We start from the raw sequence: 21,914 nt of genomic DNA on the forward strand, positions 1-21,914 counted from the left end.
GAGATGGTGATGCCGGGCGACAATGTGACGATGGAAGTCGCGCTGATCGTTCCGATCGCGATGGAGGAGAAGCTGCGCTTCGCCATCCGTGAAGGCGGCCGCACCGTCGGCGCCGGCGTCGTCGCCTCGATCATCGAGTAAGAAGCGGATCTGGACCGCGGGTCTTTACGGCTCGCTCTTGTGAACAAGGCCGCGCGCTGTCATCGGCGCGCGGCGCATGATGGCGGGCGTAGGAGCTCGCGGTCCCAAAGGACGAGACAATGAACGGTCAAAACATCCGGATTCGCTTGAAGGCGTTCGATCACCGGATCCTCGACACGTCGACGAAGGAAATCGTCTCCACGGCGAAGCGCACCGGCGCTCAGGTCCGCGGCCCGATTCCGCTGCCGACCAAGATCGAGAAGTTCACGGTGAACCGGTCGCCCCACATCGACAAGAAGTCGCGCGAGCAGTTTGAGATCAGGACGCACAAGCGTGTTCTCGACATCGTCGACCCCACCCCGCAGACGGTGGACGCGCTGATGAAGCTCGATCTCGCCGCTGGCGTGGATGTCGAGATCAAGCTCTAAGGACGGATTGGGCGGCGCCTGAAGGCAGCCGCCTCGCGAAGGAATATTGAACATGCGGTCGGGCGTCATCGCGCAAAAGGTCGGAATGACCCGCGTCTTCACAGAGGCGGGCGAGCATGTGCCGGTCACGGTGCTGAAGCTGGACGGCTGCCAAGTCGTCGCTCAGCGGACCAGGGAGAAGAACGGCTACACCGCCGTTCAGCTCGGCATCGGCCGCGCCAAGGTGAAGAATGTCTCCAAGGCGGAGCGCACGCGCTTCGCCGCGGCGAAGGTCGAGCCGAAACTGAAGCTTGCCGAGTTCCGTGTGAACGAGGAAGAGCTGCTCCCGGTCGGCGCGGAAATCACCGCCGATCACTTCGTCGTGGGCCAGTTCGTCGACGTGACGGGCACCTCGACGGGCAAGGGCTTCGCCGGCCCGATGAAGCGTTGGGGCTTCGGCGGTCTGCGCGCCTCGCACGGCGTGTCGGTCTCGCACCGCTCGCATGGTTCGACCGGCGGCCGTCAGGACCCGGGCAAGACCTTCAAGAACAAGAAGATGGCCGGTCATATGGGCGTCGACCGCGTGACCACGCAGAATTTGCGCGTCGTGCAGACCGACGTCGAGCGCGGCCTGCTGCTCGTCGAAGGCGCCGTCCCCGGCGTCGCCGGCGGCTGGATTTTCGTTCGCGACGCCGTGAAGCGCGCGCTGCCGAAGGACGCGCCGCAGCCGGGCAAGTTCCGCCTCGGCGACGCGGCCCCCGCTCAAGAAGAAAAGAAGGAGGACTGAGCCGTGAAGATCGACGTCACGTCGTTCGACGGCCAGGCGGCCGGTTCGATCGAGCTTTCCGACGACATTTTCGGCCTGGAGCCGCGCGCGGACCTCATCCACCGGAAGATCCGCTGGCAGCTCGCCAAGCGCCGCGCCGGCACCCATGCGGTCAAGAACCGCGCGGACATCGCCCGAACCGGCAAGAAGATGTACAAGCAGAAGGGCACCGGCGGCGCCCGCCACGGCTCCGCCCGCGTCCCGCAGTTCCGCGGCGGCGGCCGCGCCTTCGGTCCGCAGGTTCGCAGCCATGCGCATGACCTGCCCAAGAAGGTGCGTCAGCTCGCCCTGAAGCATGCCCTCTCGGCCAAGGCCAAGGACGGCGGCATCATCGTCTGGGAGAAGGCGGAACTCGCCGAGCCGAAGACGAAGATCCTCGCCGGCGGCTTCGCGAAGTCGGGCCTGTCGAGCGCGATCATCATCGTCGGCGGGGAGTTGCAGAACAATTTCGCGCTCGCCGCCCGCAACATCCCGCAGATCGACGTGTTGCCGGTCGAGGGCGTCAATGTTTACGACATCATCCGTCGCGAGAAGCTGGTTCTGACCCGCGCCGCGGTGGACGCGCTGGAGGCGCGCCTGAAATGAGCAAGGACGTGCGCCATTACGACGTGATCGTCGCCCCGGTCATCACCGAGAAGGCGACGCTCGCTTCCGAGAACAACAAGGTGGTCTTCAAGGTCGCCAGGACCGCCACCAAGCCGCAGATCAAGGCGGCGGTCGAGGGTCTCTTCGACGTGAAGGTGGAGTCCGTGAACACCCTCGTCCGCAAGGGCAAGGTCAAGACGTTCCGCGGCGTCCGCGGCCAGCAGAGCGACGTCAAGAAAGCCGTCGTGACGCTTGCCGAAGGCCACAAGATCGACGTGACGACCGGTCTGTAAGAGAAGGCGTGAGGACTAGAAAATGGCGCTGAAGACATTCAAGCCGGTCACGCCGAGCCTTCGCCAGCTCGTCATCGTCGACCGCTCCGATCTATACAAGGGCAAGCCGGTCAAGACCCTCACCGAGGGCAAGACCTCGAAGGGCGGCCGCAACAACATGGGTCGCATCACCGTCCGCTTCCGCGGCGGCGGCCACAAGCAGGCCTATCGCCTCGTCGACTTCAAGCGTCGCAAGCTCGACGTCGTCGGCAAGGTCGAGCGTCTGGAATATGACCCGAACCGCACGGCCTTCATCGCGCTCATCCGCTACGCGGACGACACGCTGGCCTATATCCTCGCCCCGCAGCGTCTGTCTGTCGGCGACGAGGTGATCGCGGGGCAGCAGGTCGACGTGAAGCCTGGCAACGCCATGCCGATCGCCAATATTCCGGTCGGCACCATCGTCCACAATGTGGAGATGAAGATCGGCAAGGGCGGCGCGATCGCGCGTTCGGCGGGCACCTACGCCCAGATCGTCGGCCGCGACCAGGGCTATGTCATCATCCGCCTGAACTCGGGCGAGCAGCGTCTGGTCCACGGCCAGTGCTTCGCCACCATCGGCGCGGTCTCTAATCCGGATCACATGAACACCTCGATCGGCAAGGCCGGTCGTTCGCGCTGGCTCGGCCGTCGCCCGCACAACCGCGGCGTCACCATGAACCCGATCGACCATCCGCACGGCGGCGGCGAGGGCCGCACCTCGGGCGGCCGTCATCCGGTGACCCCGTGGGGCAAGCCGACCAAGGGCAAGAAGACCCGCAGCAACAAGTCCACCGATCGTTTCATTGTGTCGTCGCGGCACAATCGCAAGAAGAAGGGCTAATCCATGGCTCGCTCGATTTGGAAAGGCCCGTTCGTCGACGGCTATCTGCTGAAGAAGGCAGAGACCTCGCGCGCCTCCGGCCGCTCCGAAGTCATCAAGATCTGGAGCCGCCGCTCCACCATTCTGCCGCAGTTCGTCGGTCTGACCTTCGGCGTGCACAATGGCCAGAAGCACATTCCGGTGTCCGTCTCCGAGGACATGATCGGTCACAAGTTCGGCGAGTTCGCGCCGACGCGGACCTTCCATGGCCATGCGGCGGACAAGAAGGCGAAGAGGGGCTAAGCGAAAATGTCCAAGCAAGCCAATCCGCCCCGGATCGCGGAGAACGAGGCCAAGGCCGTCGCCCGCATGATCCGCGTCTCGCCGCAGAAGCTCAATCTTCTCGCCCAGCTCATTCGCGGCAAGAAGGTCGATCGCGCGCTGGCCGATCTGGAGTTTTCCCGCAAGCGCATCGCGCATGAGGTGAAGAAGACGCTGGAAAGCGCCATCGCCAACGCCGAGAACAATCACGGGCTCGACGTCGACGATCTGATCGTCGCCCAGGCCTTCGTCGGCAAGGCGCTGGTCATGAAGCGCTTCCACGCCCGCGCCCGCGGCCGTGCGAGCCGGATCGAGAAGCCCTTCTCGAACCTCACGATCATCGTGCGCGAAGTCGAAGCGCAAGCGAACGCCTAAAGGATCAAGACCATGGGTCAGAAGGTTAATCCGATCGGGCTGCGCCTCGGCGTCAACCGCACCTGGGATTCGCGCTGGTTCGCCGGCAAGGGCGAATATGCGAAGCTCCTGCACGAGGACATGGCGATCCGCGAAGCGGTCGCGAAGACCCTCAAGCAGGCCGCCGTTTCGAAGATCGTCATCGAGCGCCCGCACAAGAAGTGCCGCGTCACCATCCACTCGGCCCGTCCGGGCGTGGTGATCGGCAAGAAGGGCGCGGACATCGACAAGATCCGCAAGCTCGTCGCCAAGCTCACCGGCTCCGAGGTGGTGATCAACATCGTCGAGGTGCGCAAGCCGGAAACGGAAGCCGCGCTCGTCGCCGAGTCGATCGCGCAGCAGCTCGAGCGCCGCGTGGCCTTCCGCCGCGCCATGAAGCGCGCCGTGCAGTCGGCGATCCGCCTCGGCGCCCAGGGCATCCGCATCAACTGCTCGGGCCGTCTCGGCGGCGCCGAAATCGCTCGCCTCGAATGGTATCGTGAAGGCCGCGTGCCGCTGCATACGCTGCGCGCGGACGTCGATTACGGCACCGCGACCGCCCACACCGCCTATGGCGCCTGTGGCATCAAGGTGTGGATCTTCAAGGGCGAAATCCTCGAGCACGATCCCATGGCGCAGGAGCGTCGCGCTGCTGAAGCGGCCGCCGGCGATCACGGCGAGCGTGAACGTGGCGACCGTGGCGATCGTGATCGCCGCCGCCGCGAGCCGCGCGAACCCCGCGACAACGCGTAACGCGCACAGCCTTAAAGGTTAAAGAGCACCCATCATGCTGTCACCCAAGCGCACCAAGTTCCGCAAGGCCTTCAAGGGCCGCATCCGTGGCGTGGCGAAAGGCGGCTTTTCGCTGAACTTCGGTCAGTTCGGCCTGAAGGCGCTGGAGCCCGAGCGCGTCACCGCGCGCCAGATCGAAGCGGCCCGCCGCGCCATGACGCGCCATATGAAGCGCGCCGGCCGCGTCTGGATCCGCATCTTCCCGGACGTGCCGGTCTCCAAGAAGCCGACCGAAGTCCGCATGGGTAAGGGCAAGGGCTCACCTGAATTGTGGGCGGTGCGCGTCGCGCCCGGCCGCATCATGTTCGAGGTCGACGGCGTGCCGGCGGCGCTGGCCCGGGAGGCCCTGAGCCTCGCGGCGGCCAAGCTGCCGATCAAGACCCGTTTCATCGAACGCATCGCCGAATAAGAGGAGGACGACATGAAAGCCAAGCAGCGCCTCTCCGACATCAAGGCGATGACCGAGGACCAGCTCAACGACGAAGTGCTGAAGCTCAAGAAGGAGCAGTTCAACCTTCGTTTCCAGCGGGCGACCGGCCAGCTCGAGAACACCGCCCGCGTCCGCGTCATCCGTCGCGACATTGCGCGGGCCAAGACCATCGCCGCGCAGAAAAGCACGGAAAAGTAAGGTTTAGAGCGCCATGCCGAAGCGAATTCTCCAGGGCGTCGTCATCAGCGACAAGCAGAACAAGACTGTTGTCGTGAAGGTCGAGCGCCGTTTCACGCATCCGCTGTTTCAGAAGACGGTCCGCCGCACCAAGCATTATCATGCGCATGACGAGAATGGCGCGGTGAAGGTCGGCGATCAGGTCACGATCGAGGAAACGGCCCCGATCTCGAAACTGAAGCGCTGGCGGGTTGTCGAAAACGGCCCGAACGCGTAAAAACCCTGTTCGAGCCGCTATACAAAAGGGTCCAAGACCCTTATAGAGCCGCTCGAGCCCATCAAAATCCGGCGCGCTTCCCCATCGCATGACCCATGCGATGGGGAAGCGCGCTGAAGTTGGACATGAAGGTTTTCCGGACGAAGTCGGCCGTCGCGATCGGGCGGGGCCGAAACCAGACCGGATTGAAAGGCGGGTAAGCCATGATTCAGATGCAAACAAATCTCGACGTCGCCGATAATTCCGGCGCCCGCCGTGTGATGTGCATCAAGGTGCTGGGCGGCTCGAAGCGGAAATACGCCGGGGTCGGCGACATTATCGTCGTGTCGATCAAGGAAGCGATTCCGCGCGGCCGCGTGAAGAAGGGCGACGTCCTGAAGGCCGTCGTCGTGCGCACCTCGAAGGACATCAAGCGGTCGGACGGTTCGGTGATCCGTTTCGATTCGAACGCCGCGGTTCTGATCAACAATCAGAAGGAGCCGATCGGCACCCGCATCTTCGGGCCGGTGCCGCGCGAGCTGCGCGCCAAGAACCACATGAAGATCATTTCGCTCGCCCCGGAGGAGCTGTAATGGCCGCCAAGATCAAGAAGGGCGACAAGGTCGTGGTGCTAACGGGCCGCGACAAGGGCAAGACCGGCGAAGTCGTGCGCGTGATTCCCGACGAGGGCCGCGCCGTCGTCGACGGCGTCAACATGGTCAAGCGCCATCAGCGCCAGACGAAGGACCGCGAGGCGGGCATCGTCAACAAGGCCGCGGCGATCGACCTGTCCAACCTCGCGGTCGCCGATCCCAAGGACGGCAAGGCGACCCGCGTCGGCTTCAAGATTCTCGACGACGGCCGCAAGGTCCGCGTCGCCAAGCGTTCCGGAGAATTGATCGATGGCTGAGGAAAAGAAGGCCAAGGCTTCCGCCAAGGCTCCGAAGGCCAAGGAAGCCCCCGCGACGGCCGCCGTCGCCCAGGCGAGCATCGCCGGCTACACGCCGCGCATGCGCAAGCACTATGAGGAAGTCGTTCGCTCCCAGCTCATCGAGCAGTTCGGCTACAAGAACGCGCTCGAAGTGCCCACCATCGAGAAGATCGTTCTCAACATGGGCGTCGGCGAAGCCGTCAACGACACCAAGAAGGTGACCTCGGCCGCTGGCGACCTCAGCCTGATCGCTGGTCAGAAGCCGGTCATCACCCGCGCCCGCAAGGCGATTTCGACCTTCAAGGTGCGCGAGAACATGCCAATCGGCACGAAGGTGACCCTTCGCAAGACGCGCATGTACGAGTTCCTCGACCGTCTGATCACCGTGGCTCTGCCGCGCGTGCGCGACTTCCGCGGCCTCAACCCGAAGTCCTTCGACGGGCGCGGCAATTACGCGCTCGGGATCAAGGAGCACATCGTGTTCCCCGAGATCGACTACGACAAGGCCGAGTCGATCCTCGGCATGGACGTGATCGTCTGCACGACGGCGAAGACCGACGAAGAGGCGCGCGCCCTGCTCAAGGCGTTCAATTTCCCGTTCCGGCAGTGAGGGGTTAACACCCCCTCAAACGCGGATACCGAAAGGCAAGACTACTCATGGCGAAGAAAAGCGCGATCGAGAACAATAAAAAGAGGGCGAAGCTGGTCAAGTCTTACGCCGGCCGCCGCGAGCGGCTGAAGGCGCAGGCGAAGGACAAGTCGCTCTCCATCGAGGAGCAGTTCGAGGCTCGTCTCAAGCTGGCCGAGCTTCCGCGCAACTCGGCGAAAATCCGCATTCGCAACCGCTGCGAAATTTCCGGACGCCCCCGCGCCTTTTATCGCAAGCTGAAAATGTCGCGCATTGCGCTGCGTGAGCTCGGGTCCCGTGGCCTGATCCCGGGCCTGGTGAAGTCGAGCTGGTAAGGAGACCCGAAAGATGGCGATCAACGATCCGTTGGGAGATCTCCTCACCCGCATCCGCAATGCGCAGATGCGCCGTAAGGACAAAGTGACGACGCCGGGCTCGAAGCTTCGCGCCCATGTGCTCGACGTGCTCAAGGACGAGGGCTATATCCGCGGCTATTCGACCACGGATTTCGGCAACGGCCGGACCGAGTTCGAGATCGAGCTGAAATATTTTGACGGCCAGCCGGTCATCAAGCAGATCGAGCGCGTCTCCCGTCCGGGCCGTCGCGTCTACGCGGCTGTCGACGCCGTGCCGCGCGTGGCCAATGGCCTCGGCGTCACGATCATGTCGACGCCCAAGGGCGTGATGGCCGATCATGCGGCCCGCGAGAACAATGTCGGCGGCGAGGTGCTGTGCAAGGTCTTCTAAGACCGTCGCGCGCGCTCAGACTGAACAGGAATTGCAACAATGTCTCGTATCGGCAAGAAGCCTGTAGCCGTTCCGGCCGGCGTCACCGCCAAGGTCGACGGCCAGCTCGTGTCCGTGAAGGGCGCGAAGGGTCAGCTTGAATTCCTGGTGCCCGACGACGTGTCGGTGACGCATCAGGACAATGCGATCAAGGTGGATCCGCGCAACGACTCCAAGCGCGCCCGCGCGCTGTGGGGCACGTCGCGCGCCCGCGTCAACAACCTCGTCATCGGCGTGACCTCCGGCTTCGAGAAGAAGCTCGAAATCACCGGCGTGGGCTATCGCGCGGCGGTGCAGGGCAAGGTCCTGCAGCTCGCGCTCGGCTATTCGCATGACGTGAACTATCCGATCCCGGCCGGCATCACCATCGTGACGCCGAAGCCGACGGAAATCACGATCACCGGCATCGACAAGCAGCAGGTTGGCCAGGTGGCGGCGGAAATCCGCGCCATCCGCGGTCCCGAGCCCTACAAGGGCAAGGGCGTCAAATACGCCAACGAATTCATCTTCCGCAAGGAAGGCAAGAAGAAGTAAGGACCAGCCGCCATGGCCAAGGATGTCAGCATCGAACAGCGCCGCAAGGCGCGTGTCCGCAAGGCGATCCGCGAGCGCGCCTATGGCCGCCCGCGTCTCTCCGTGTTCCGCTCGTCGAAGCAGATCTACGCCCAGATCATCGACGACGAGAAGGGTCAGACCCTCGTCGCCGCTTCGTCGATCGAAAAGGCGAACCGCGAGGCCCTGAAGACCGGCGCCAATATCGACGCGGCGAAGGTGGTGGGCAAGCTCATCGCCGAGCGCGCCGCCGCCAAGGGCGTCAAGGAAGTCGTCTTCGACCGCGGCTCCTACATGTATCACGGCCGCGTCAAGGCGCTGGCCGACGGCGCCCGCGAGGGCGGCCTTCAGTTCTAAGGGCGCGCGCCCCTCATCGCCTCTCGCCGCTCGCGGGGAGAGGGCCGGGGTGAGGGGCAAGGCCGAGTGTCGCGAGCGGCACGAGGCGTGAGTGCAAGACCCGCTCTTCGAGCGCGGCTTTGGCCCTCACGCCAGCCCTCTCCCCCCGCGCGGGGAGAGGGGGCAAAACGAAGCGAGCGGCGCACTGCGCCGCGTAAGTGACGGAAGAAAAGAATGGCGCGTGAAGCTGAAGGCGGTCGCGGTCGCGACCGGGATAGAGAAGAGCGCGACAGCGAATTCGTGGATCGTCTGGTCCACATCAATCGCGTCGCGAAAGTCGTGAAGGGCGGCCGTCGTTTCGGTTTCGCCGCTCTCGTTGTCGTCGGAGACCAGAAGGGCCGCGTGGGCTATGGCCACGGCAAGGCCCGCGAGGTTCCGGAAGCGATCCGCAAGGCGACGGAAGCCGCCAAGCGCGCGCTGATTCGCGTCCCGCTGCGCGAAGGCCGCACCCTGCATCATGACGTTTATGGCCGTCATGGCGCGGGCCGCGTTCTGTTGCGCGCCGCCCCCGCCGGCACCGGCATCATCGCCGGCGGCCCGATGCGCGCCGTCTTCGAGACGCTCGGGATGCATGACGTCGTGGCGAAGAGCCAGGGCTCGTCCAACCCCTACAACATGATTCGCGCGACCTTCGACGCGCTCGCCCGTGAGGATTCGCCGCGCGCCGTCGCCGCGCGCCGCTCCCTCAAGGTGTCGGCGCTTCAGGCTCGTCGCCAGGGCGTCGACGCCGACGCCGTCGACGCGTAAGGGAGGGATCTGACATGGCGAATACCAAGCAGATCACCGTCGAGCAGACGGGCAGCGCGATCGGCCGTCCGGAGCGTCAGCGCAGGACGCTGCTCGGCCTCGGCCTGACCCGCATCGGCCGCAAGCGCCAGCTGGAAGACACCCCGGCTGTGCGCGGCATGATCGCCAAGGTGGCGCATCTCGTCAAAATCATCGGCGAGAAGTGAGGACGCGGCAATGAAACTCAACGAACTCTCCGACAATCCGGGCTCCAGCAAGAACCGGATGCGCGTTGGCCGCGGCATTGGCTCCGGCAAGGGCAAGACGGGCGGACGCGGCGTCAAGGGTCAGAAGGCCCGCACCGGCGTCGCGATCAAGGGCTTCGAGGGCGGTCAGATGCCGCTGCATCGGCGTCTGCCGAAGCGCGGCTTCTTCAACCCCTTCTCGACCGACTACAATGAGGTCAACATCGGCCGCATTCAGCAGGCGGTCGAGGCGGGCAAGCTCGACGCGAAGGCGCCGGTGACGGTCGACGCGCTGATCGCGGCCGGCCTGATCTCCAAGCCCCGCGACGGCGTCAAGATCCTCGGCAATGGCGAGATCAAGACCAAGCTCGCTTTCGAAGTCGCGGCCGCGTCCAAGGGCGCCGTCGCGGCGATCGAGGGCGCGGGCGGCTCGGTGAAGCTCCTCGCGGGCGACGCCGCAACGGCCTCCTGACGAAAGCTTTTTAAGCGGCCGCTCTCGCATGGGCGGCCGCTTTGTCTTATAGAACTGTCAACGCAATCGCCGGGCGCGACAGGACGGGCATTCGCTCCCCGCGCCCGCCAACAAAAAGGCGCCGGTCAAGAAGCGGCGCGACAAAGGGGAGTTCCTCCATGGCATCGGCAGCCGAGCAGCTCGCGGCCAACGTCAATCTCTCCGCCTTCGGCAAGTCCGAGGAACTCAAGAAGCGGATCTGGTTCACGCTGGGCGCGCTGATTGTCTATCGCCTCGGCACCTATGTGCCGCTGCCCGGTATCGATCCGGAGGCTTTCGCGAAGAGCTTCTTCGGCCAATCCAAGGGCATGCTCGAGCTCTTCAACATGTTCGCCGGCGGCGCCGTGCAGCGCCGCGCGATCTTCGCCCTCAACATCATGCCGTATATTTCGGCGTCGATCATCATTCAGCTCCTCACCTCGGTGTTCCCGACGCTCGAGACGCTGAAGAAAGAGGGCGAGCAGGGCCGCAAGGTCCTCAACCAATATACGCGCTATCTCACCGTCGCGCTCGCGACCTTCCAGGCCTACGCCATGGCGATCGGCCTCGAGGGACAGCAGGGCGTGGTGACGGAGCCCGGACTCTTCTTCCGCATCACGACGGTCGTGACGCTGGTCGGCGGCACCATGTTCCTGATGTGGCTCGGCGAACAGATCACCTCGCGCGGCATCGGCAACGGCTCCTCGCTCATCATCTTCGCCGGTATCGTCGCGGCTTTCCCCTCGGCGATCGTCTCGACGCTCGAACTCGGCCGACAGGGCGCGATTTCGACGGGCGTGATTCTCGGCGTGATCGGCATGTCCTTCGCGGTGATCGGCTTCATTGTGTTCATGGAGCGCGCCCAGCGCCGCCTGCTGATCACTTATCCGAAGCGCCAGCACGGCAACCGCGTCTATGAGGGCCAGACGTCCTTCCTGCCGCTGAAGCTGAACACGGCCGGCGTGATTCCGCCGATCTTCGCGTCCTCGCTGCTGCTGCTGCCGACGACGGTCGCGAATTTCTACCAGTCGACCGGCTCCGAAAGCGTCTTCGCGACGATCTCGGCCTATTTCGGTCACGGCCGTCCGCTCTACATGCTCGCCTATGTGGGCCTCATCGTCTTCTTCGCCTTCTTCTATACGGCCATCGTCTTCAATCCGACGGAGACGGCGGACAATCTCAAGAAGCATGGCGGCTTCATCCCCGGCATTCGCCCCGGCGAGCGCACGGCGAAGTTCATCGACGACGTGCTCATGCGCATCACCGTTCTGGGCGCGGGCTATCTCGCGATCATCTGTCTGCTGCCGGAAGGTCTCATCGCCTATGCGAATCTGCCCTTCTACTTCGGCGGCACCTCGCTGCTCATCGTGGTGAGCGTGACGATGGACACCGTCTCCCAGATCCACGGCCACATGCAGGCCCAGCAGTATGAAGGGCTGATCCGGAAGACCAAGCTGAAGGGACGCCGGAAATGAGGCTGGTCCTTCTCGGCCCTCCGGGCGCCGGCAAGGGCACGCAGTCGGCTCGTCTCGTCGAGAAGCTCGCGATCCCGCAGCTTTCGACCGGCGACATGTTGCGCGCGGCCGTCGCCGCCGGTTCGCCGATTGGCCTGAAGGCCAAGGCGCTGATGGACGCCGGCCAGCTCGTCCCGGACGATGTGGTGATCGGCATCATCGACCAGCGCATCGACGAGCCCGACTGCGCCAACGGCTTCATTCTCGACGGTTTCCCGCGCACGGTCGCGCAGGCGGAGGCGCTTAGCGCGCTGCTCGCCCGCAAGGGGCAAACCGTCGACGCCGTGGTCGAGCTCGTCGTGGACGAGACCGCGCTCGTCGACCGCATGCGCAAGCGCGTCGCGGAGACGCTGGCGGCCGGCAAGCCGGTTCGCGCCGACGACAATCCGGAAAGCTTCAAGACCCGGCTGGACGCCTATCGCGCCCAGACCGCCCCGGTCTCCGAGCATTACGCCCAGCGGGGCGAACTCAAGCAGGTCGATGGCATGATGGCCATCGACGAGGTGACCACGGCGATCAACCGGTCGATCGGTCACTGAATGAAGGACGGATGGCCCGGCGCACGCCGGGCCAATCTGCTTCTGGACCCCGCAATTTCGAACAGAGACAGGCGCATGGAAGCAAAATCCTTTTGCGGCCTCGATTTCGGCACGTCGAACTCCACGGTCGCGGTTCCGGGCCGTGACGGCGTCGAATTGGCGCCGCTCGAAGGCGGAAGCCGCACGCTGCCGAGCTCGATCTTCTTTGATTTCGCCAACGGCGCGCCGGTGTTCGGTCGCGCCGCCATCGACGCCTATGTCCAGGGCGTCGACGGCCGGTTGATGCGCAGCCTGAAATCCGTCCTCGGCACGGCGCTGATGGATGAAACCACGCGCATCAAGACCAAAACCTATTCGTTCAAGGACATCATCGGCCTGATCGTCGCGCGCCTGAAGCGGGCGGCGGACGAGGCGTCCGGGCGCGACGTGACGCAAGTCGTGCTCGGCCGGCCCGTCCATTTCGTGGACGACGACCCGGCGGCGGATCGCCGGGCGCAGGACGCGCTCGAAGAGATCGCGCGCGCCCAGGGCTTTACCGAAATCGCTTTCCAATATGAGCCGATCGCCGCCGCTCTCGCCTATGAGCAGAAGGTGCGGCGGGAGGAATATGCGCTGATCGCGGATATTGGCGGCGGCACCTCGGATTTCTCGGTGGTGCGCGTCTCTCCGGAGGGCCGCGCGCGCGCGGACCGGGCGAGCGACGTGCTCGCCAGCAAGGGCGTCCATATCGGCGGCACGGATATCGACCGGCTGTTCAGCATGAAGTCGGTGATGCCTCTGCTGGGCCTCGGCGGCGACATGCGGCTGCCGTTCAGCGACAAGGCGATCAGCGTCCCGAACGGCTTCTTCGTCGATCTCGCGACCTGGCACCGGATCAATCTGCTGTACACGCCCAAGGTCGCGCGCGATCTCGCCGAGCTGGCGCGCTACGCCCTCGCCCCGGAACGGATCGCCCGCCTCGCGGAAGTAATCGAGAGCCGACGCGGCCATTCGGTCGCGCTCGCCGTGGAAGACGCGAAGATCGCGCTCTCGTCGGCGGGCGCGGCGACGATCGACCTCTCCGAAGTCGAGAGCGGGCTTTCGGTCGCGGTCAGTGAGGAGACGCTCCATGGGGCGATCGTCGACCAGCTTGGCGCGCTGTCCCGGACATTGCAGGAGACGCTCGCCGCATCCGGACTTTCCGGCGAGCGAATCGACGCCGTGTTTCTCACCGGCGGCTCGACCGCAATCCCGGCCGTGCGGGCGGCGGTGACGGGGCTGACGCCGCAGGCGACGATCGTCGAAGGCGACATGTTCGGGGCCGTGGGTCTCGGACTGGGGCTGGACGCCGCGCGCAAATTCGGGTCTGATAACGCCATGCGTGCGGCGTGAGGCCGCCGTCGATTCTTGGCTGATTTGTTCGTTTTTTCTTGACTCCGCCCCTGAGGGCTGGTTATCGCCTGTTCACCGAGCGAAATTCCAGGAAGTTCTCTTCGGAGGGCTTCCGTTTTTGCGTTCTGGGAAACCCTAACTGACTTCCCCGCAGGGGCCGGCCTCCACCGGACGCGGGGTCACTCCGGCGGCGCCGCCCGCGCCGCCCGACATGGAGAAAATCGTGGCTCGTATTGCAGGCGTCAACATCCCGACGAACAAGCGCGTCGTCATCGCGCTCCAGTATATTCACGGCATCGGCGCGAAGAAGGCCGAGGAGATCTGCGAGAAGGTGAACATCCCGGCCGAGCGCCGCGTCGCCCAGCTCACGGACGCCGAAGTCCTTCAGATCCGCGAGACGATCGACCGCGACTATCTGGTGGAAGGCGATCTGCGCCGCGAGGTCGCGATCAACATCAAGCGCCTGATGGACCTTGGCTGCTACCGCGGCCTGCGTCATCGCCGCCAGCTTCCGGTTCGCGGCCAGCGCACCCATACCAACGCCCGCACCCGCAAGGGCAAGGCCAAGCCGATCGCCGGCAAGAAGAAGTAATCGGCGCCAGGATTCGCGCCCGGCGCTCCGCCGGGGCGATCCGTCGCGAGTGGCCGGGCGCGCCCCGGCCATGACAACCTCAATCCCCAGCGCCTGGCGTTACGGGCGCGCCTGAAGGACCAAAAGAATGGCCAAGGAAACCACCCGCGTTCGCCGCCGTGAGCGCAAGAACATCGTCTCCGGCGTCGCGCATGTGAACTCGACGTTCAACAACACCATGATCACCATCACCGACGCGCAGGGCAACACCGTGTCCTGGTCGTCGGCCGGCTCGATGGGCTTCAAGGGCTCCCGCAAGTCGACCCCCTACGCCGCGCAGATGGCCGCCGAGGACGCCGCCCGCAAGGCTGGCGAGCATGGCGTCCGCACGCTGGAAGTCGAGGTTTCGGGTCCGGGTTCGGGTCGCGAATCGGCGCTGCGCGCGCTGCAGGCGGCGGGCTTCACCGTCACCTCGATCCGCGACGTGACGCCGATCCCGCACAACGGCTGCCGCCCGCGCAAGCGCCGCCGCGTCTGACGCCAGGGCGCGAAGCCTACTTTCATCGAGCATATTTCGCGCGCGGTTCCGGCTCCTCCCCGCCGGGCCGCGCACAGGAGCTTCAAGGAAAGGCGTCCCAGTGAGCATCCAGAAGAACTGGCAGGAACTCATTAAGCCGAACAAGCTCGAGGTCTCGCCCGGCGACGATCCGCGCCGCGTGGCGACGGCTGTCGCCGAGCCGCTGGAGCGCGGCTTCGGCGTGACGCTCGGCAACGCCCTGCGCCGTATTCTTCTCTCGTCGCTTCAGGGCGCGGCGATCACCTCGATCCATATCGACGGCGTGCTGCACGAATTCTCGTCGATCCCCGGCGTGCGCGAGGACGTGACCGACATCGTCCTCAACATCAAGGAAATCGCGATCAAGTATCAGGGCGAGGGCGTCAAGCGCCTGACCCTGAAGAAAACCGGCCCCGGCGCCGTCACCGCCGGCGACATCCAGGCCACGGGCGACGTCCAGATTCTCAATCCCGACCTCGCCATCTGCACGCTGGACGAAGGCGCTGAGATCCGCATCGAATTCACGGTTTCGACCGGCAAGGGCTATGTGCCGGCCGACCGCAACCGCGCCGAGGACGCGCCGATCGGCCTCATTCCGGTCGACAGCCTCTATTCGCCGGTCAAGAAGGTGAGCTATCGCGTCGAGAACACCCGCGAGGGACAGGTTCTCGACTACGACAAGCTGACCATGACCATCGAGACGAATGGCGCGCTCACGCCGGAGGACTCGCTCGCCTTCGCGGCGCGCATCCTGCAGGATCAGCTCAACGTCTTCGTCAATTTCGAGGAGCCGCGCCGCGAAGAGGCCGCCCCCTCGATTCCGCAGCTCGCCTTCAATCCGGCGCTGCTCAAGAAGGTCGACGAGCTGGAGCTGTCGGTGCGCTCGGCGAACTGCCTGAAGAACGACAATATCGTCTACATCGGCGATCTGATCCAGAAGTCGGAAGCCGAAATGCTCCGCACGCCGAACTTCGGCCGCAAGTCCCTCAACGAGATCAAGGAAGTTCTCGCGCAGATGGGCCTGCATCTGGGCATGGAAGTGCCCGGCTGGCCGCCGGAGAACATCGACGATCTGGCGAAGCGGTTCGAAGAGCATTACTGACGCTTTCGCGTGACCTCTCCCTCCCCTTTACGGGGAGGGGGGCCCGGCGAAGCCGGGTCGGGGGGGGGAGGGCCCCATCGCTATCGGAACGGCGCGGACCCCCACCCGGCGGTCTTCGACCGCCGACCTCCCCGCAAGGGGGAGGTATGGGATCAACGGCAAGCGCGGTGTTTGCCGCATTCGAATGCCCGCCAGCAGGGCGGGGAATAACAGGATGGCCGTTCCTTGGCACGGCGGCCGTCATAACCAACGGAGAGCCACATGTATCACGGTCACAAGAAGCGCCGTTTCGGCCGCACGCACGAGCACCGCAAGGCCATGTTCGCGAATATGGCGCAGGCGCTCATCAAGCATGAGCAGATCATCACGACGCTCCCGAAGGCGAAGGATCTGCGCCCGGTCGTCGAGAAGCTCGTGACCCTCGGCAAGCGCGGCGATCTCCACGCCCGCCGTCAGGCCATCGCCCAGATCAAGGACGTCAAGCTCGTCGGCAAGCTCTTCGAGGTGCTCGGCCCGCGCTACAAGGACCGCAACGGCGGTTATACGCGCGTCCTCAAGGCGGGCTTCCGCTATGGCGACAACGCGCCGATGGCGGTCATCGAATTCGTCGATCGCGACGTCGACGCCCGTGGCCAGGACGCCGGCCCGGTGCAGGTTCAGGAAGAAGAGGCGTAAGCCTTTCTCCCGTTCTTTCGGAAAAGGCGGCCGCAGGGCCGCCTTTTTCATTTGCGCCGCGATTCTCGCCGGGAGCTGATTTCGCGCCTATATTCGCGGCGGAATCGATTCTCTGACGGAGCGGCCGATGCGCCTCGATTTGCGCAAGATTGTCTTTGCTGTCCTCATCGGTGCCGTCGGCGTGTCTGCCGCCGTCCTGGCGCGCCGGGCGGAGCCGTCCGCGGCTTTCGCGCAAGCCCCCGCCGCCGACGGCCCCGCCGTGCCGAAGAGCCGCGCCGAAATCGCCTTCTCTTTCGCCCCTGTGGTCAAAAAGGCGCAGCCGGCGGTCGTCAACGTCTTCGCCTCGCGCGTCGAGCGCATGCCGGCCAACCCCTTTCTCGATGATCCGATCTTCCGCCGCTTCTTCGGCGAGGGCGGCGGCGGCGGCATGCCGGGGCGGCCGAACACCGCGCAGTCGCTGGGCTCGGGCGTGATCGTCGATCCGAGCGGCCTTGTCGTCACCAATAATCACGTCATCGAAGGCATGACGGACGTGAAGGTCGCCCTGGCCGACAAGCGCGAGTTTCCGGCGAAGATCCTTCTGCGCGATCCGCGCACCGATCTCGCGGTGCTGAAACTGACGGACGGGTCCAACTTTCCCACCATGGAGCTCGGCGATTCGGATGCGCTCGAGGTCGGTGATCTGACGCTCGCGATCGGCAACCCCTTCGGTGTCGGCCAGACGGTGACGCAGGGCATCGTCTCCGCGCTGGCGCGCACCCATGTCGGCATTTCCGACTATGGCTTTTTCATCCAGACCGACGCGGCCATCAATCCCGGCAATTCCGGCGGTCCGCTCGTCGACATGAACGCCCGGGTGGTCGGGATCAATTCCGCGATCTTCTCCAAATCCGGCGGTTCCGTCGGCATTGGCTTCGCGATTCCCGTCAATATGGTGAAAAGCGTGCTGGCGACGGCCAAGGGCGGCGGCAAGATGGTGAAGCGCCCCTGGCTCGGCGCGACCTTGCAGGCGCTCTCTCAGGAGATCGCGGAAGGCCTTGGTCTCGAACGGCCCACGGGCGCGCTCCTCGCCGACGTCGATCCCAAAGGCCCGGCAGCGGAAGCCGGGCTGAAGCGCGGCGACGTCATCACCTCCGTCGATGGCCAGCCGGTGGATGATCCGGAGGCCGTGGGCTATCGGCTCGGCACCAAGCCACTGGGCGGGCAGGCGAGCCTCGGCGTCTTGCGCGGCGGCAAGAAGATCGTCGCCCCGATCCGGCTCTCGCCAGCGCCGGAGACGCCGCCGCGCGACGCGGTCAAGCTGAAAGGGCAATCGCCCTTCGCCGGCGCGACCGTCGTGAACATTTCTCCCGCCGTCACCGAGGAAATGTCCTTGCAGGGCGCCGCCAATGGCGTCGCCGTTGCCGAGATCGAGGACGGCTCCTTCGCCCAGCAGCTTAATCTCCAGCGCGGTGACGTGCTGATCGCGGTGAACGACCAGAAGATCGAATCGACGCGCGACATGGAGCGGGTGGCGGCGTCGCGCGCCTATTACTGGAAAATCACGCTGGCCCGCGGCGGGCAGGTCTTCACCACAGTCGTCGGCGGCTGAGGGTGACCGGGCTCGCTATCCTCGTGACGACGGTCGATTCCGAGGAGGCGGCGCGCGGGCTCGCGCGGGCCGCGCTCGATGCGCGGCTCGCGGCCTGTATCCAGATCGCGCCAGTGACGAGTCATTATGTCTGGAAGGACGAGCTTTGCGAGGCGGGGGAATATCTGCTTCACATGAAGCATCGCGCCGAGGACTACGCGGCGCTGGCGGCGCTTGTTCGCCGGCTGCACAGCTATGAGACGCCCGAGATCCTGCGAATCGACGTGGCGGAGGCCGATCCCGCCTATGCCGCCTGGGTCGCCCAATCCGTGCGACGCGACTGAGCCCGCGAGAGCGCGGCGAGGGCGCGGCTTTGCAAAACCCGTGAAGCGGACTTAAAAGCCAGCACAGCACGAGCCCATGAAGGAGCGACATGTCGGCGCCTACGGACTATCTGATTGACCGCCGCCGCCTTCGGCGCAAGCTTGGCTGGTGGCGCATGGCCGCCATCGCCGCCGCGGGTTTTGCTTTCGTCGTGATGCTTTCGCGCGTCACCGGCGCTGATTCGACCGACAAGCTGACCCCGCATATCGCCCGCCTCTCCCTTCAGGGGATGATTCTCGGCGACAAGGATACGCTGGAGCTGATCAAGAAGATCGGCGAGTCGAGCCAGGCCAAGGCCGTCCTGCTGACCATCGACAGCCCCGGGGGCACGACGACCGGCGCGGAAAAGCTCTATGACGAGCTGCGGCGGCTGAATGAAAAGAAGCCGGTCGTCGCCGTTGTGGGGGCGGTGGCGGCGTCGGGCGCCTATATCGCCGCGATCGCCGCGGACACGATCGTGGCGCAAGGCAATTCGCTCGTCGGCTCGATCGGCGTGCTGTTTCAATATCCGAACTTCTACAAGCTGCTGGAGAATGTCGGCGTGAAGGTGGAGGAGGTGAAATCCTCGCCTCTCAAGGCCTCGCCCAACGGCTTCGAGCCGACGAGCGAGGCGGCGCGGGCGGCGATCGCCAGCCTGGTGGCCGATTCCTATACGTGGTTCAAGGACCTTGTGAAGGCGCGCCGCGGCCTCGACGACGCAGGACTGGCGAAAGTCGCGGATGGGCGGGTCTTTACGGCGCGGCAGGGCGTCCCCCTGAAGCTCGTCGACATCCTCGGCGGCGAGCGGGAGGCGGTCGCCTGGCTCGAGAAGAACAAGAACATCACGAAAGACCTCCCGGTTCGCGACTGGAAAAAGAAGACCAGCATGGAGCAGCTCGGGCTCGTGGAGGGCGCGGCGGGCGCGGCAAGAACGGTGGGGCTGGACTCCCTCGCCCTCGCGCTCGATCAGGCCGTCGCGACGGAACGGCGCAGCCGTCTTGACGGTCTACTGGCGATTTGGCAGGGTTTCGACGCGCGCTGACATTGGCGCAACGCGTTTTGATGCAACGACATAAATGGACCCAGGTGATGATCAAGTCGGAACTCATCCAGCGTATTGCGCGTCGCAACAGCCACCTCTATCAGCGTGACGTCGAAACGATTGTCAGCACGATCCTGGACGAGATCACCGCGGCTCTGGCGCGGGGCGACCGGGTCGAGCTGCGCGGTTTCGGCGCCTTTTCGGTCAAGAAGCGAGACGCGCGCACGGGCCGCAATCCGCGCACGGGCGCGCAGGTTTCGGTCGAGGAAAAATCCGTGCCTTTCTTCAAGACAGGCAAGGAAATGCGCGAGCGCCTCAACGAGAATTATGAGGGCTGAGAGCCGCTGGCCGCGCGCCCCCGTGGCGCGCGGAGTGAAGACATGACGCCGGGCTCCCGAGGCCAACGCGCCGTCGAACCCATCCGGCGCGTTGCCGACCAACGGGGAAGAGCTCATGAAAGCTGTGTTGCGCATCGTCATTTTTGTCCCGCTGGCGCTGCTGATCCTGTTTTTCTCCATGGCGAACCGGACGCCCGTGCGAATCGGCCTCGATCCATTCGCGGCCAATGACGGCTCTGGTCCGTCGGTCGAGGCCCCGATGTTCCTCGTGGTTCTGGCGTCGATGGCGATCGGGGTTTTGGCGGGGGGCGTGTCGTCCTGGCTTGGGCATCTTTCCGTGCGCCGCGACGCGAAGATCGCCCGTGCGGAAGCGAAGAAGACGCGGCTGGAGGTCGAGAAGCTGCGTCAGCAGGCGCTTGCCCAGCTCCCGGCCGACTCCACGGCGAAGGCTGGAAAGCGCTGACGGCGGAAAAGCGGTTGGAGAGACAAAACAATCCGCCGTAGCCGCTTGAAAAATGCCGCGCGCGTGGATATGAGAAAGCCGCGCCGCCAAGGCGCGCATGCCGCAATAGCTCAGCTGGTAGAGCACATCATTCGTAATGATGGGGTCGGGGGTTCGAATCCCTCTTGCGGCACCAAATACTTCAATAATAACAAGAACTTAAAGAAATCTCCGTGCAGTCGCCGTGGCGCAAAAAGCGTCAACGGAAAATAACCGGTTTTTTCTGTTCACGTTTCGTTTTATCGTTAGCCGATGCCTAGCCAAGCGTGGCGAAGGGATCGAGCGTTGCACCAAGAGCCTGATTCTTCTCAGAAACAGCGAAAAGCCAAGACCGAACTGGACAGCCGGAGCTTCCGAGACGGTCAAATCTATTTATATCGTCGAGCGGACTACAAGAAGCCGACGTGGTTCTGCCGCGTGAAGGTGCCCGGAGCGAAGGGCTATATCTCGCAGAGCACCAAGACGACCGATGAGCACGCGGCATACAAGGTCGCTGATGACCTTTTCCTTAGCTGCTTGGCGAGGGTAGCCAGCGGACAGGACATCGCGTCCAAGCGCGTCTCAGTGGCGATCAAGGAGTATGTCAGAGAGGCTTCCCTCCTTGGAGAACCGAGCTTTTCAAGAAAGCTTCAGCTTCAGTTTCTCAAGAGAACCGATTCGTTTTTCGGGACCATGAGCCTTAAGGACGTCACGACAGCGACGCTGTTAGATTTGAACCTGTGGCTTCATCAACGGTCGAGGAACGGGAGACTGTCTCCGACCTCGATCAAGCGTTACTCGATGGACCTGAAGCAGTTCCTCGGCTGGTGCGTTGAACGGTCCTACATCGACCGCATCCCAACTTTCCCCAAAATCAAATCCGAGAACAATCGTCGGCCCCACTTCGACCGGAACGACTGGGCGAAGCTGACAGGGCATTTGTGCGCCTTCACGAATGGACACCCATGGGTTGCTCGTGACCGGACCATGCTCGCAAACTACGTTCTAATCCTCGCGGAGACGGGCATACGAGTGGGCGAGGCGCGTCAGCTGAAATGGCGGGACGTGAGAGAGCTGCCAACTTCAAGGCAAAGCGACCGGCCTGCCGATGTGGTGCTGTATGTCACAGGCAAGACCGGACCACGTGAGGTTGTCGCCGCCACGGCTGATGTGAAAACCTATTTCCGGAGAATTTTCGAGCTGCGTTCCGAGGAGCTGGAGCGAGCACCTTCGGCCGACGACTTCATATTCTGTAACCGCGACGGAAGCCCCATAGCCTCGTTCAAGAAGTCCTTTGCGGCCCTTCTGAAATCCGCTGGCGTCGAGACAGACAGCCACGGCAACAAGCGGACAATTTATTCCTTGAGGCACACCTACGCGACCTTCCGGCTGGAGGAGGGCGTGCATCAATTCATCCTTGCGCGGAATATGGGCACCTCGGTGGAGATGCTGGAAAAGCACTACGGCCACACGAGCAACGTCGCCTCTGCTGAGGAGCTTACGAAGGGGCGCTGGTCGAGTCGAGAAGGTGCAGCTCAGGGCCTCGCCTGGTTGATTGGTGACGAGAGCGCATAAC

Annotated in this window: 34 protein-coding genes, 1 tRNA gene and 1 pseudogene; all 36 read left to right on the forward strand. The window is 64.5% G+C overall.

Going from position 1 to position 21,914, the window contains the following annotated elements; translation table 11 throughout:
- Positions 1-141: pseudogene (tuf, locus tag ACR652_RS25865) on the forward strand (elongation factor Tu); the annotation flags it as partial.
- A gap of 119 nt (positions 142-260) precedes the next feature.
- Positions 261-569 carry a 30S ribosomal protein S10 gene (gene rpsJ, locus ACR652_RS25870; RefSeq protein WP_003613511.1) on the forward strand — a complete coding sequence of 103 codons (309 nt, stop codon included), beginning with the start codon at positions 261-263 and terminating at the stop codon, positions 567-569.
- 52 nt (positions 570-621) lie between these two features.
- Positions 622-1,335 carry a 50S ribosomal protein L3 gene (gene rplC, locus ACR652_RS25875; protein ID WP_434509349.1) on the forward strand — a complete coding sequence of 238 codons (714 nt, stop codon included), beginning with the start codon at positions 622-624 and terminating at the stop codon, positions 1,333-1,335.
- 3 nt (positions 1,336-1,338) lie between these two features.
- Entirely contained in the window at positions 1,339-1,959 is a 621-nt protein-coding gene (gene rplD, locus ACR652_RS25880) for a 50S ribosomal protein L4 (RefSeq protein ID WP_434509350.1), read from the forward strand.
- On the forward strand, positions 1,956-2,252 hold the full coding sequence (locus tag ACR652_RS25885) for a 50S ribosomal protein L23 (RefSeq protein ID WP_434509351.1): 297 nt from the start codon (positions 1,956-1,958) through the stop codon (positions 2,250-2,252). Before rplD ends, ACR652_RS25885 begins: the two co-directional genes overlap by 4 nt.
- A 22-nt stretch (positions 2,253-2,274) precedes the next feature.
- Entirely contained in the window at positions 2,275-3,114 is an 840-nt protein-coding gene (gene rplB, locus ACR652_RS25890; protein ID WP_434509353.1) for a 50S ribosomal protein L2, read from the forward strand.
- 3 nt (positions 3,115-3,117) lie between these two features.
- Positions 3,118-3,396: a 30S ribosomal protein S19 gene (gene rpsS, locus ACR652_RS25895; protein ID WP_332081193.1), complete on the forward strand. Its 279-nt coding sequence runs from the start codon at positions 3,118-3,120 to the stop codon at positions 3,394-3,396.
- 6 nt (positions 3,397-3,402) lie between these two features.
- Entirely contained in the window at positions 3,403-3,789 is a 387-nt protein-coding gene (gene rplV / locus ACR652_RS25900; protein ID WP_434509355.1) for a 50S ribosomal protein L22, read from the forward strand.
- 12 nt (positions 3,790-3,801) lie between these two features.
- Complete coding sequence (gene rpsC, locus ACR652_RS25905) at positions 3,802-4,560, forward strand: 30S ribosomal protein S3 (RefSeq protein WP_434509357.1); 759 nt, start codon at positions 3,802-3,804, stop codon at positions 4,558-4,560.
- 34 nt (positions 4,561-4,594) lie between these two features.
- Positions 4,595-5,008, forward strand: coding sequence for a 50S ribosomal protein L16 (rplP, locus tag ACR652_RS25910; RefSeq protein ID WP_434509359.1), 414 nt, complete (start codon positions 4,595-4,597; stop codon positions 5,006-5,008).
- Between the two features lie 12 nt (positions 5,009-5,020).
- Entirely contained in the window at positions 5,021-5,227 is a 207-nt protein-coding gene (rpmC, locus tag ACR652_RS25915; RefSeq protein WP_434509361.1) for a 50S ribosomal protein L29, read from the forward strand.
- A 13-nt stretch (positions 5,228-5,240) separates the two neighbouring features.
- Positions 5,241-5,483, forward strand: coding sequence for a 30S ribosomal protein S17 (rpsQ, locus tag ACR652_RS25920; protein WP_434509363.1), 243 nt, complete (start codon positions 5,241-5,243; stop codon positions 5,481-5,483).
- A 203-nt stretch (positions 5,484-5,686) separates the two neighbouring features.
- Positions 5,687-6,055 carry a 50S ribosomal protein L14 gene (rplN, locus tag ACR652_RS25925; protein ID WP_434509365.1) on the forward strand — a complete coding sequence of 123 codons (369 nt, stop codon included), beginning with the start codon at positions 5,687-5,689 and terminating at the stop codon, positions 6,053-6,055.
- Positions 6,055-6,372, forward strand: coding sequence for a 50S ribosomal protein L24 (gene rplX, locus ACR652_RS25930; RefSeq protein WP_434509367.1), 318 nt, complete (start codon positions 6,055-6,057; stop codon positions 6,370-6,372). The genes rplN and rplX overlap by 1 nt, the downstream gene beginning before the upstream one ends.
- Positions 6,365-7,003 (forward strand): 50S ribosomal protein L5, encoded by a 639-nt coding sequence (gene rplE, locus ACR652_RS25935; RefSeq protein WP_434509368.1) that lies wholly within the window; start codon positions 6,365-6,367, stop codon positions 7,001-7,003. Before rplX ends, rplE begins: the two co-directional genes overlap by 8 nt.
- A gap of 47 nt (positions 7,004-7,050) precedes the next feature.
- Positions 7,051-7,356, forward strand: a complete 306-nt coding sequence (gene rpsN, locus ACR652_RS25940) for a 30S ribosomal protein S14 (RefSeq protein WP_434509369.1) — start codon at positions 7,051-7,053, stop codon at positions 7,354-7,356.
- Between the two features lie 13 nt (positions 7,357-7,369).
- Positions 7,370-7,768 carry a 30S ribosomal protein S8 gene (gene rpsH / locus ACR652_RS25945; RefSeq protein ID WP_434509370.1) on the forward strand — a complete coding sequence of 133 codons (399 nt, stop codon included), beginning with the start codon at positions 7,370-7,372 and terminating at the stop codon, positions 7,766-7,768.
- Positions 7,769-7,807: 39 nt separating this feature from the next.
- Entirely contained in the window at positions 7,808-8,341 is a 534-nt protein-coding gene (gene rplF, locus ACR652_RS25950; RefSeq protein WP_434509371.1) for a 50S ribosomal protein L6, read from the forward strand.
- Between the two features lie 12 nt (positions 8,342-8,353).
- The gene (gene rplR / locus ACR652_RS25955) at positions 8,354-8,716 is read left to right on the forward strand and encodes a 50S ribosomal protein L18 (RefSeq protein WP_434509372.1); all 363 of its coding nucleotides are present in this window, start codon (positions 8,354-8,356) and stop codon (positions 8,714-8,716) included.
- A 213-nt stretch (positions 8,717-8,929) separates the two neighbouring features.
- Positions 8,930-9,502 (forward strand): 30S ribosomal protein S5, encoded by a 573-nt coding sequence (gene rpsE / locus ACR652_RS25960; RefSeq protein WP_434509373.1) that lies wholly within the window; start codon positions 8,930-8,932, stop codon positions 9,500-9,502.
- Between the two features lie 14 nt (positions 9,503-9,516).
- Complete coding sequence (gene rpmD, locus ACR652_RS25965) at positions 9,517-9,708, forward strand: 50S ribosomal protein L30 (RefSeq protein WP_434509374.1); 192 nt, start codon at positions 9,517-9,519, stop codon at positions 9,706-9,708.
- A gap of 10 nt (positions 9,709-9,718) precedes the next feature.
- Entirely contained in the window at positions 9,719-10,198 is a 480-nt protein-coding gene (rplO, locus tag ACR652_RS25970; RefSeq protein ID WP_434509375.1) for a 50S ribosomal protein L15, read from the forward strand.
- A 158-nt stretch (positions 10,199-10,356) separates the two neighbouring features.
- Positions 10,357-11,691 (forward strand): preprotein translocase subunit SecY, encoded by a 1,335-nt coding sequence (gene secY / locus ACR652_RS25975; RefSeq protein WP_434509376.1) that lies wholly within the window; start codon positions 10,357-10,359, stop codon positions 11,689-11,691.
- Positions 11,688-12,269 (forward strand): adenylate kinase, encoded by a 582-nt coding sequence (locus tag ACR652_RS25980; RefSeq protein ID WP_434509377.1) that lies wholly within the window; start codon positions 11,688-11,690, stop codon positions 12,267-12,269. Before secY ends, ACR652_RS25980 begins: the two co-directional genes overlap by 4 nt.
- Before the next feature lie 75 nt (positions 12,270-12,344).
- Entirely contained in the window at positions 12,345-13,640 is a 1,296-nt protein-coding gene (locus ACR652_RS25985; RefSeq protein ID WP_434509378.1) for an Hsp70 family protein, read from the forward strand.
- Between the two features lie 223 nt (positions 13,641-13,863).
- On the forward strand, positions 13,864-14,232 hold the full coding sequence (rpsM, locus tag ACR652_RS25990) for a 30S ribosomal protein S13 (RefSeq protein ID WP_165055022.1): 369 nt from the start codon (positions 13,864-13,866) through the stop codon (positions 14,230-14,232).
- Between the two features lie 127 nt (positions 14,233-14,359).
- Positions 14,360-14,749 (forward strand): 30S ribosomal protein S11, encoded by a 390-nt coding sequence (gene rpsK, locus ACR652_RS25995; protein WP_003609316.1) that lies wholly within the window; start codon positions 14,360-14,362, stop codon positions 14,747-14,749.
- Between the two features lie 100 nt (positions 14,750-14,849).
- Positions 14,850-15,869, forward strand: a complete 1,020-nt coding sequence (locus tag ACR652_RS26000; protein ID WP_434509379.1) for a DNA-directed RNA polymerase subunit alpha — start codon at positions 14,850-14,852, stop codon at positions 15,867-15,869.
- A gap of 261 nt (positions 15,870-16,130) precedes the next feature.
- Positions 16,131-16,544, forward strand: a complete 414-nt coding sequence (gene rplQ / locus ACR652_RS26005; RefSeq protein ID WP_434509380.1) for a 50S ribosomal protein L17 — start codon at positions 16,131-16,133, stop codon at positions 16,542-16,544.
- A 127-nt stretch (positions 16,545-16,671) separates the two neighbouring features.
- Positions 16,672-18,135, forward strand: coding sequence for a DegQ family serine endoprotease (locus ACR652_RS26010; RefSeq protein WP_434509381.1), 1,464 nt, complete (start codon positions 16,672-16,674; stop codon positions 18,133-18,135).
- Positions 18,136-18,137: 2 nt separating this feature from the next.
- The gene (cutA, locus tag ACR652_RS26015; RefSeq protein WP_434509382.1) at positions 18,138-18,458 is read left to right on the forward strand and encodes a divalent-cation tolerance protein CutA; all 321 of its coding nucleotides are present in this window, start codon (positions 18,138-18,140) and stop codon (positions 18,456-18,458) included.
- A gap of 89 nt (positions 18,459-18,547) precedes the next feature.
- Positions 18,548-19,519, forward strand: a complete 972-nt coding sequence (gene sppA / locus ACR652_RS26020) for a signal peptide peptidase SppA (protein WP_434509383.1) — start codon at positions 18,548-18,550, stop codon at positions 19,517-19,519.
- A gap of 47 nt (positions 19,520-19,566) precedes the next feature.
- A complete protein-coding gene (ihfB, locus tag ACR652_RS26025; RefSeq protein WP_434509412.1) occupies positions 19,567-19,857 on the forward strand; it encodes an integration host factor subunit beta in 291 nt (96 codons plus the stop codon).
- A 115-nt stretch (positions 19,858-19,972) separates the two neighbouring features.
- Positions 19,973-20,320: a LapA family protein gene (locus tag ACR652_RS26030; RefSeq protein ID WP_434509384.1), complete on the forward strand. Its 348-nt coding sequence runs from the start codon at positions 19,973-19,975 to the stop codon at positions 20,318-20,320.
- 99 nt (positions 20,321-20,419) lie between these two features.
- Positions 20,420-20,495 (forward strand) — tRNA-Thr (locus ACR652_RS26035).
- Positions 20,496-20,644: 149 nt separating this feature from the next.
- On the forward strand, positions 20,645-21,913 hold the full coding sequence (locus ACR652_RS26040; RefSeq protein ID WP_434509385.1) for a tyrosine-type recombinase/integrase: 1,269 nt from the start codon (positions 20,645-20,647) through the stop codon (positions 21,911-21,913).
- Position 21,914 lies beyond the last annotated feature (1 nt).

The sequence above is a fragment of the Methylocystis sp. genome (assembly GCF_051061225.1).
Taxonomy (GTDB): Bacteria; Pseudomonadota; Alphaproteobacteria; order Rhizobiales; family Beijerinckiaceae; genus Methylocystis.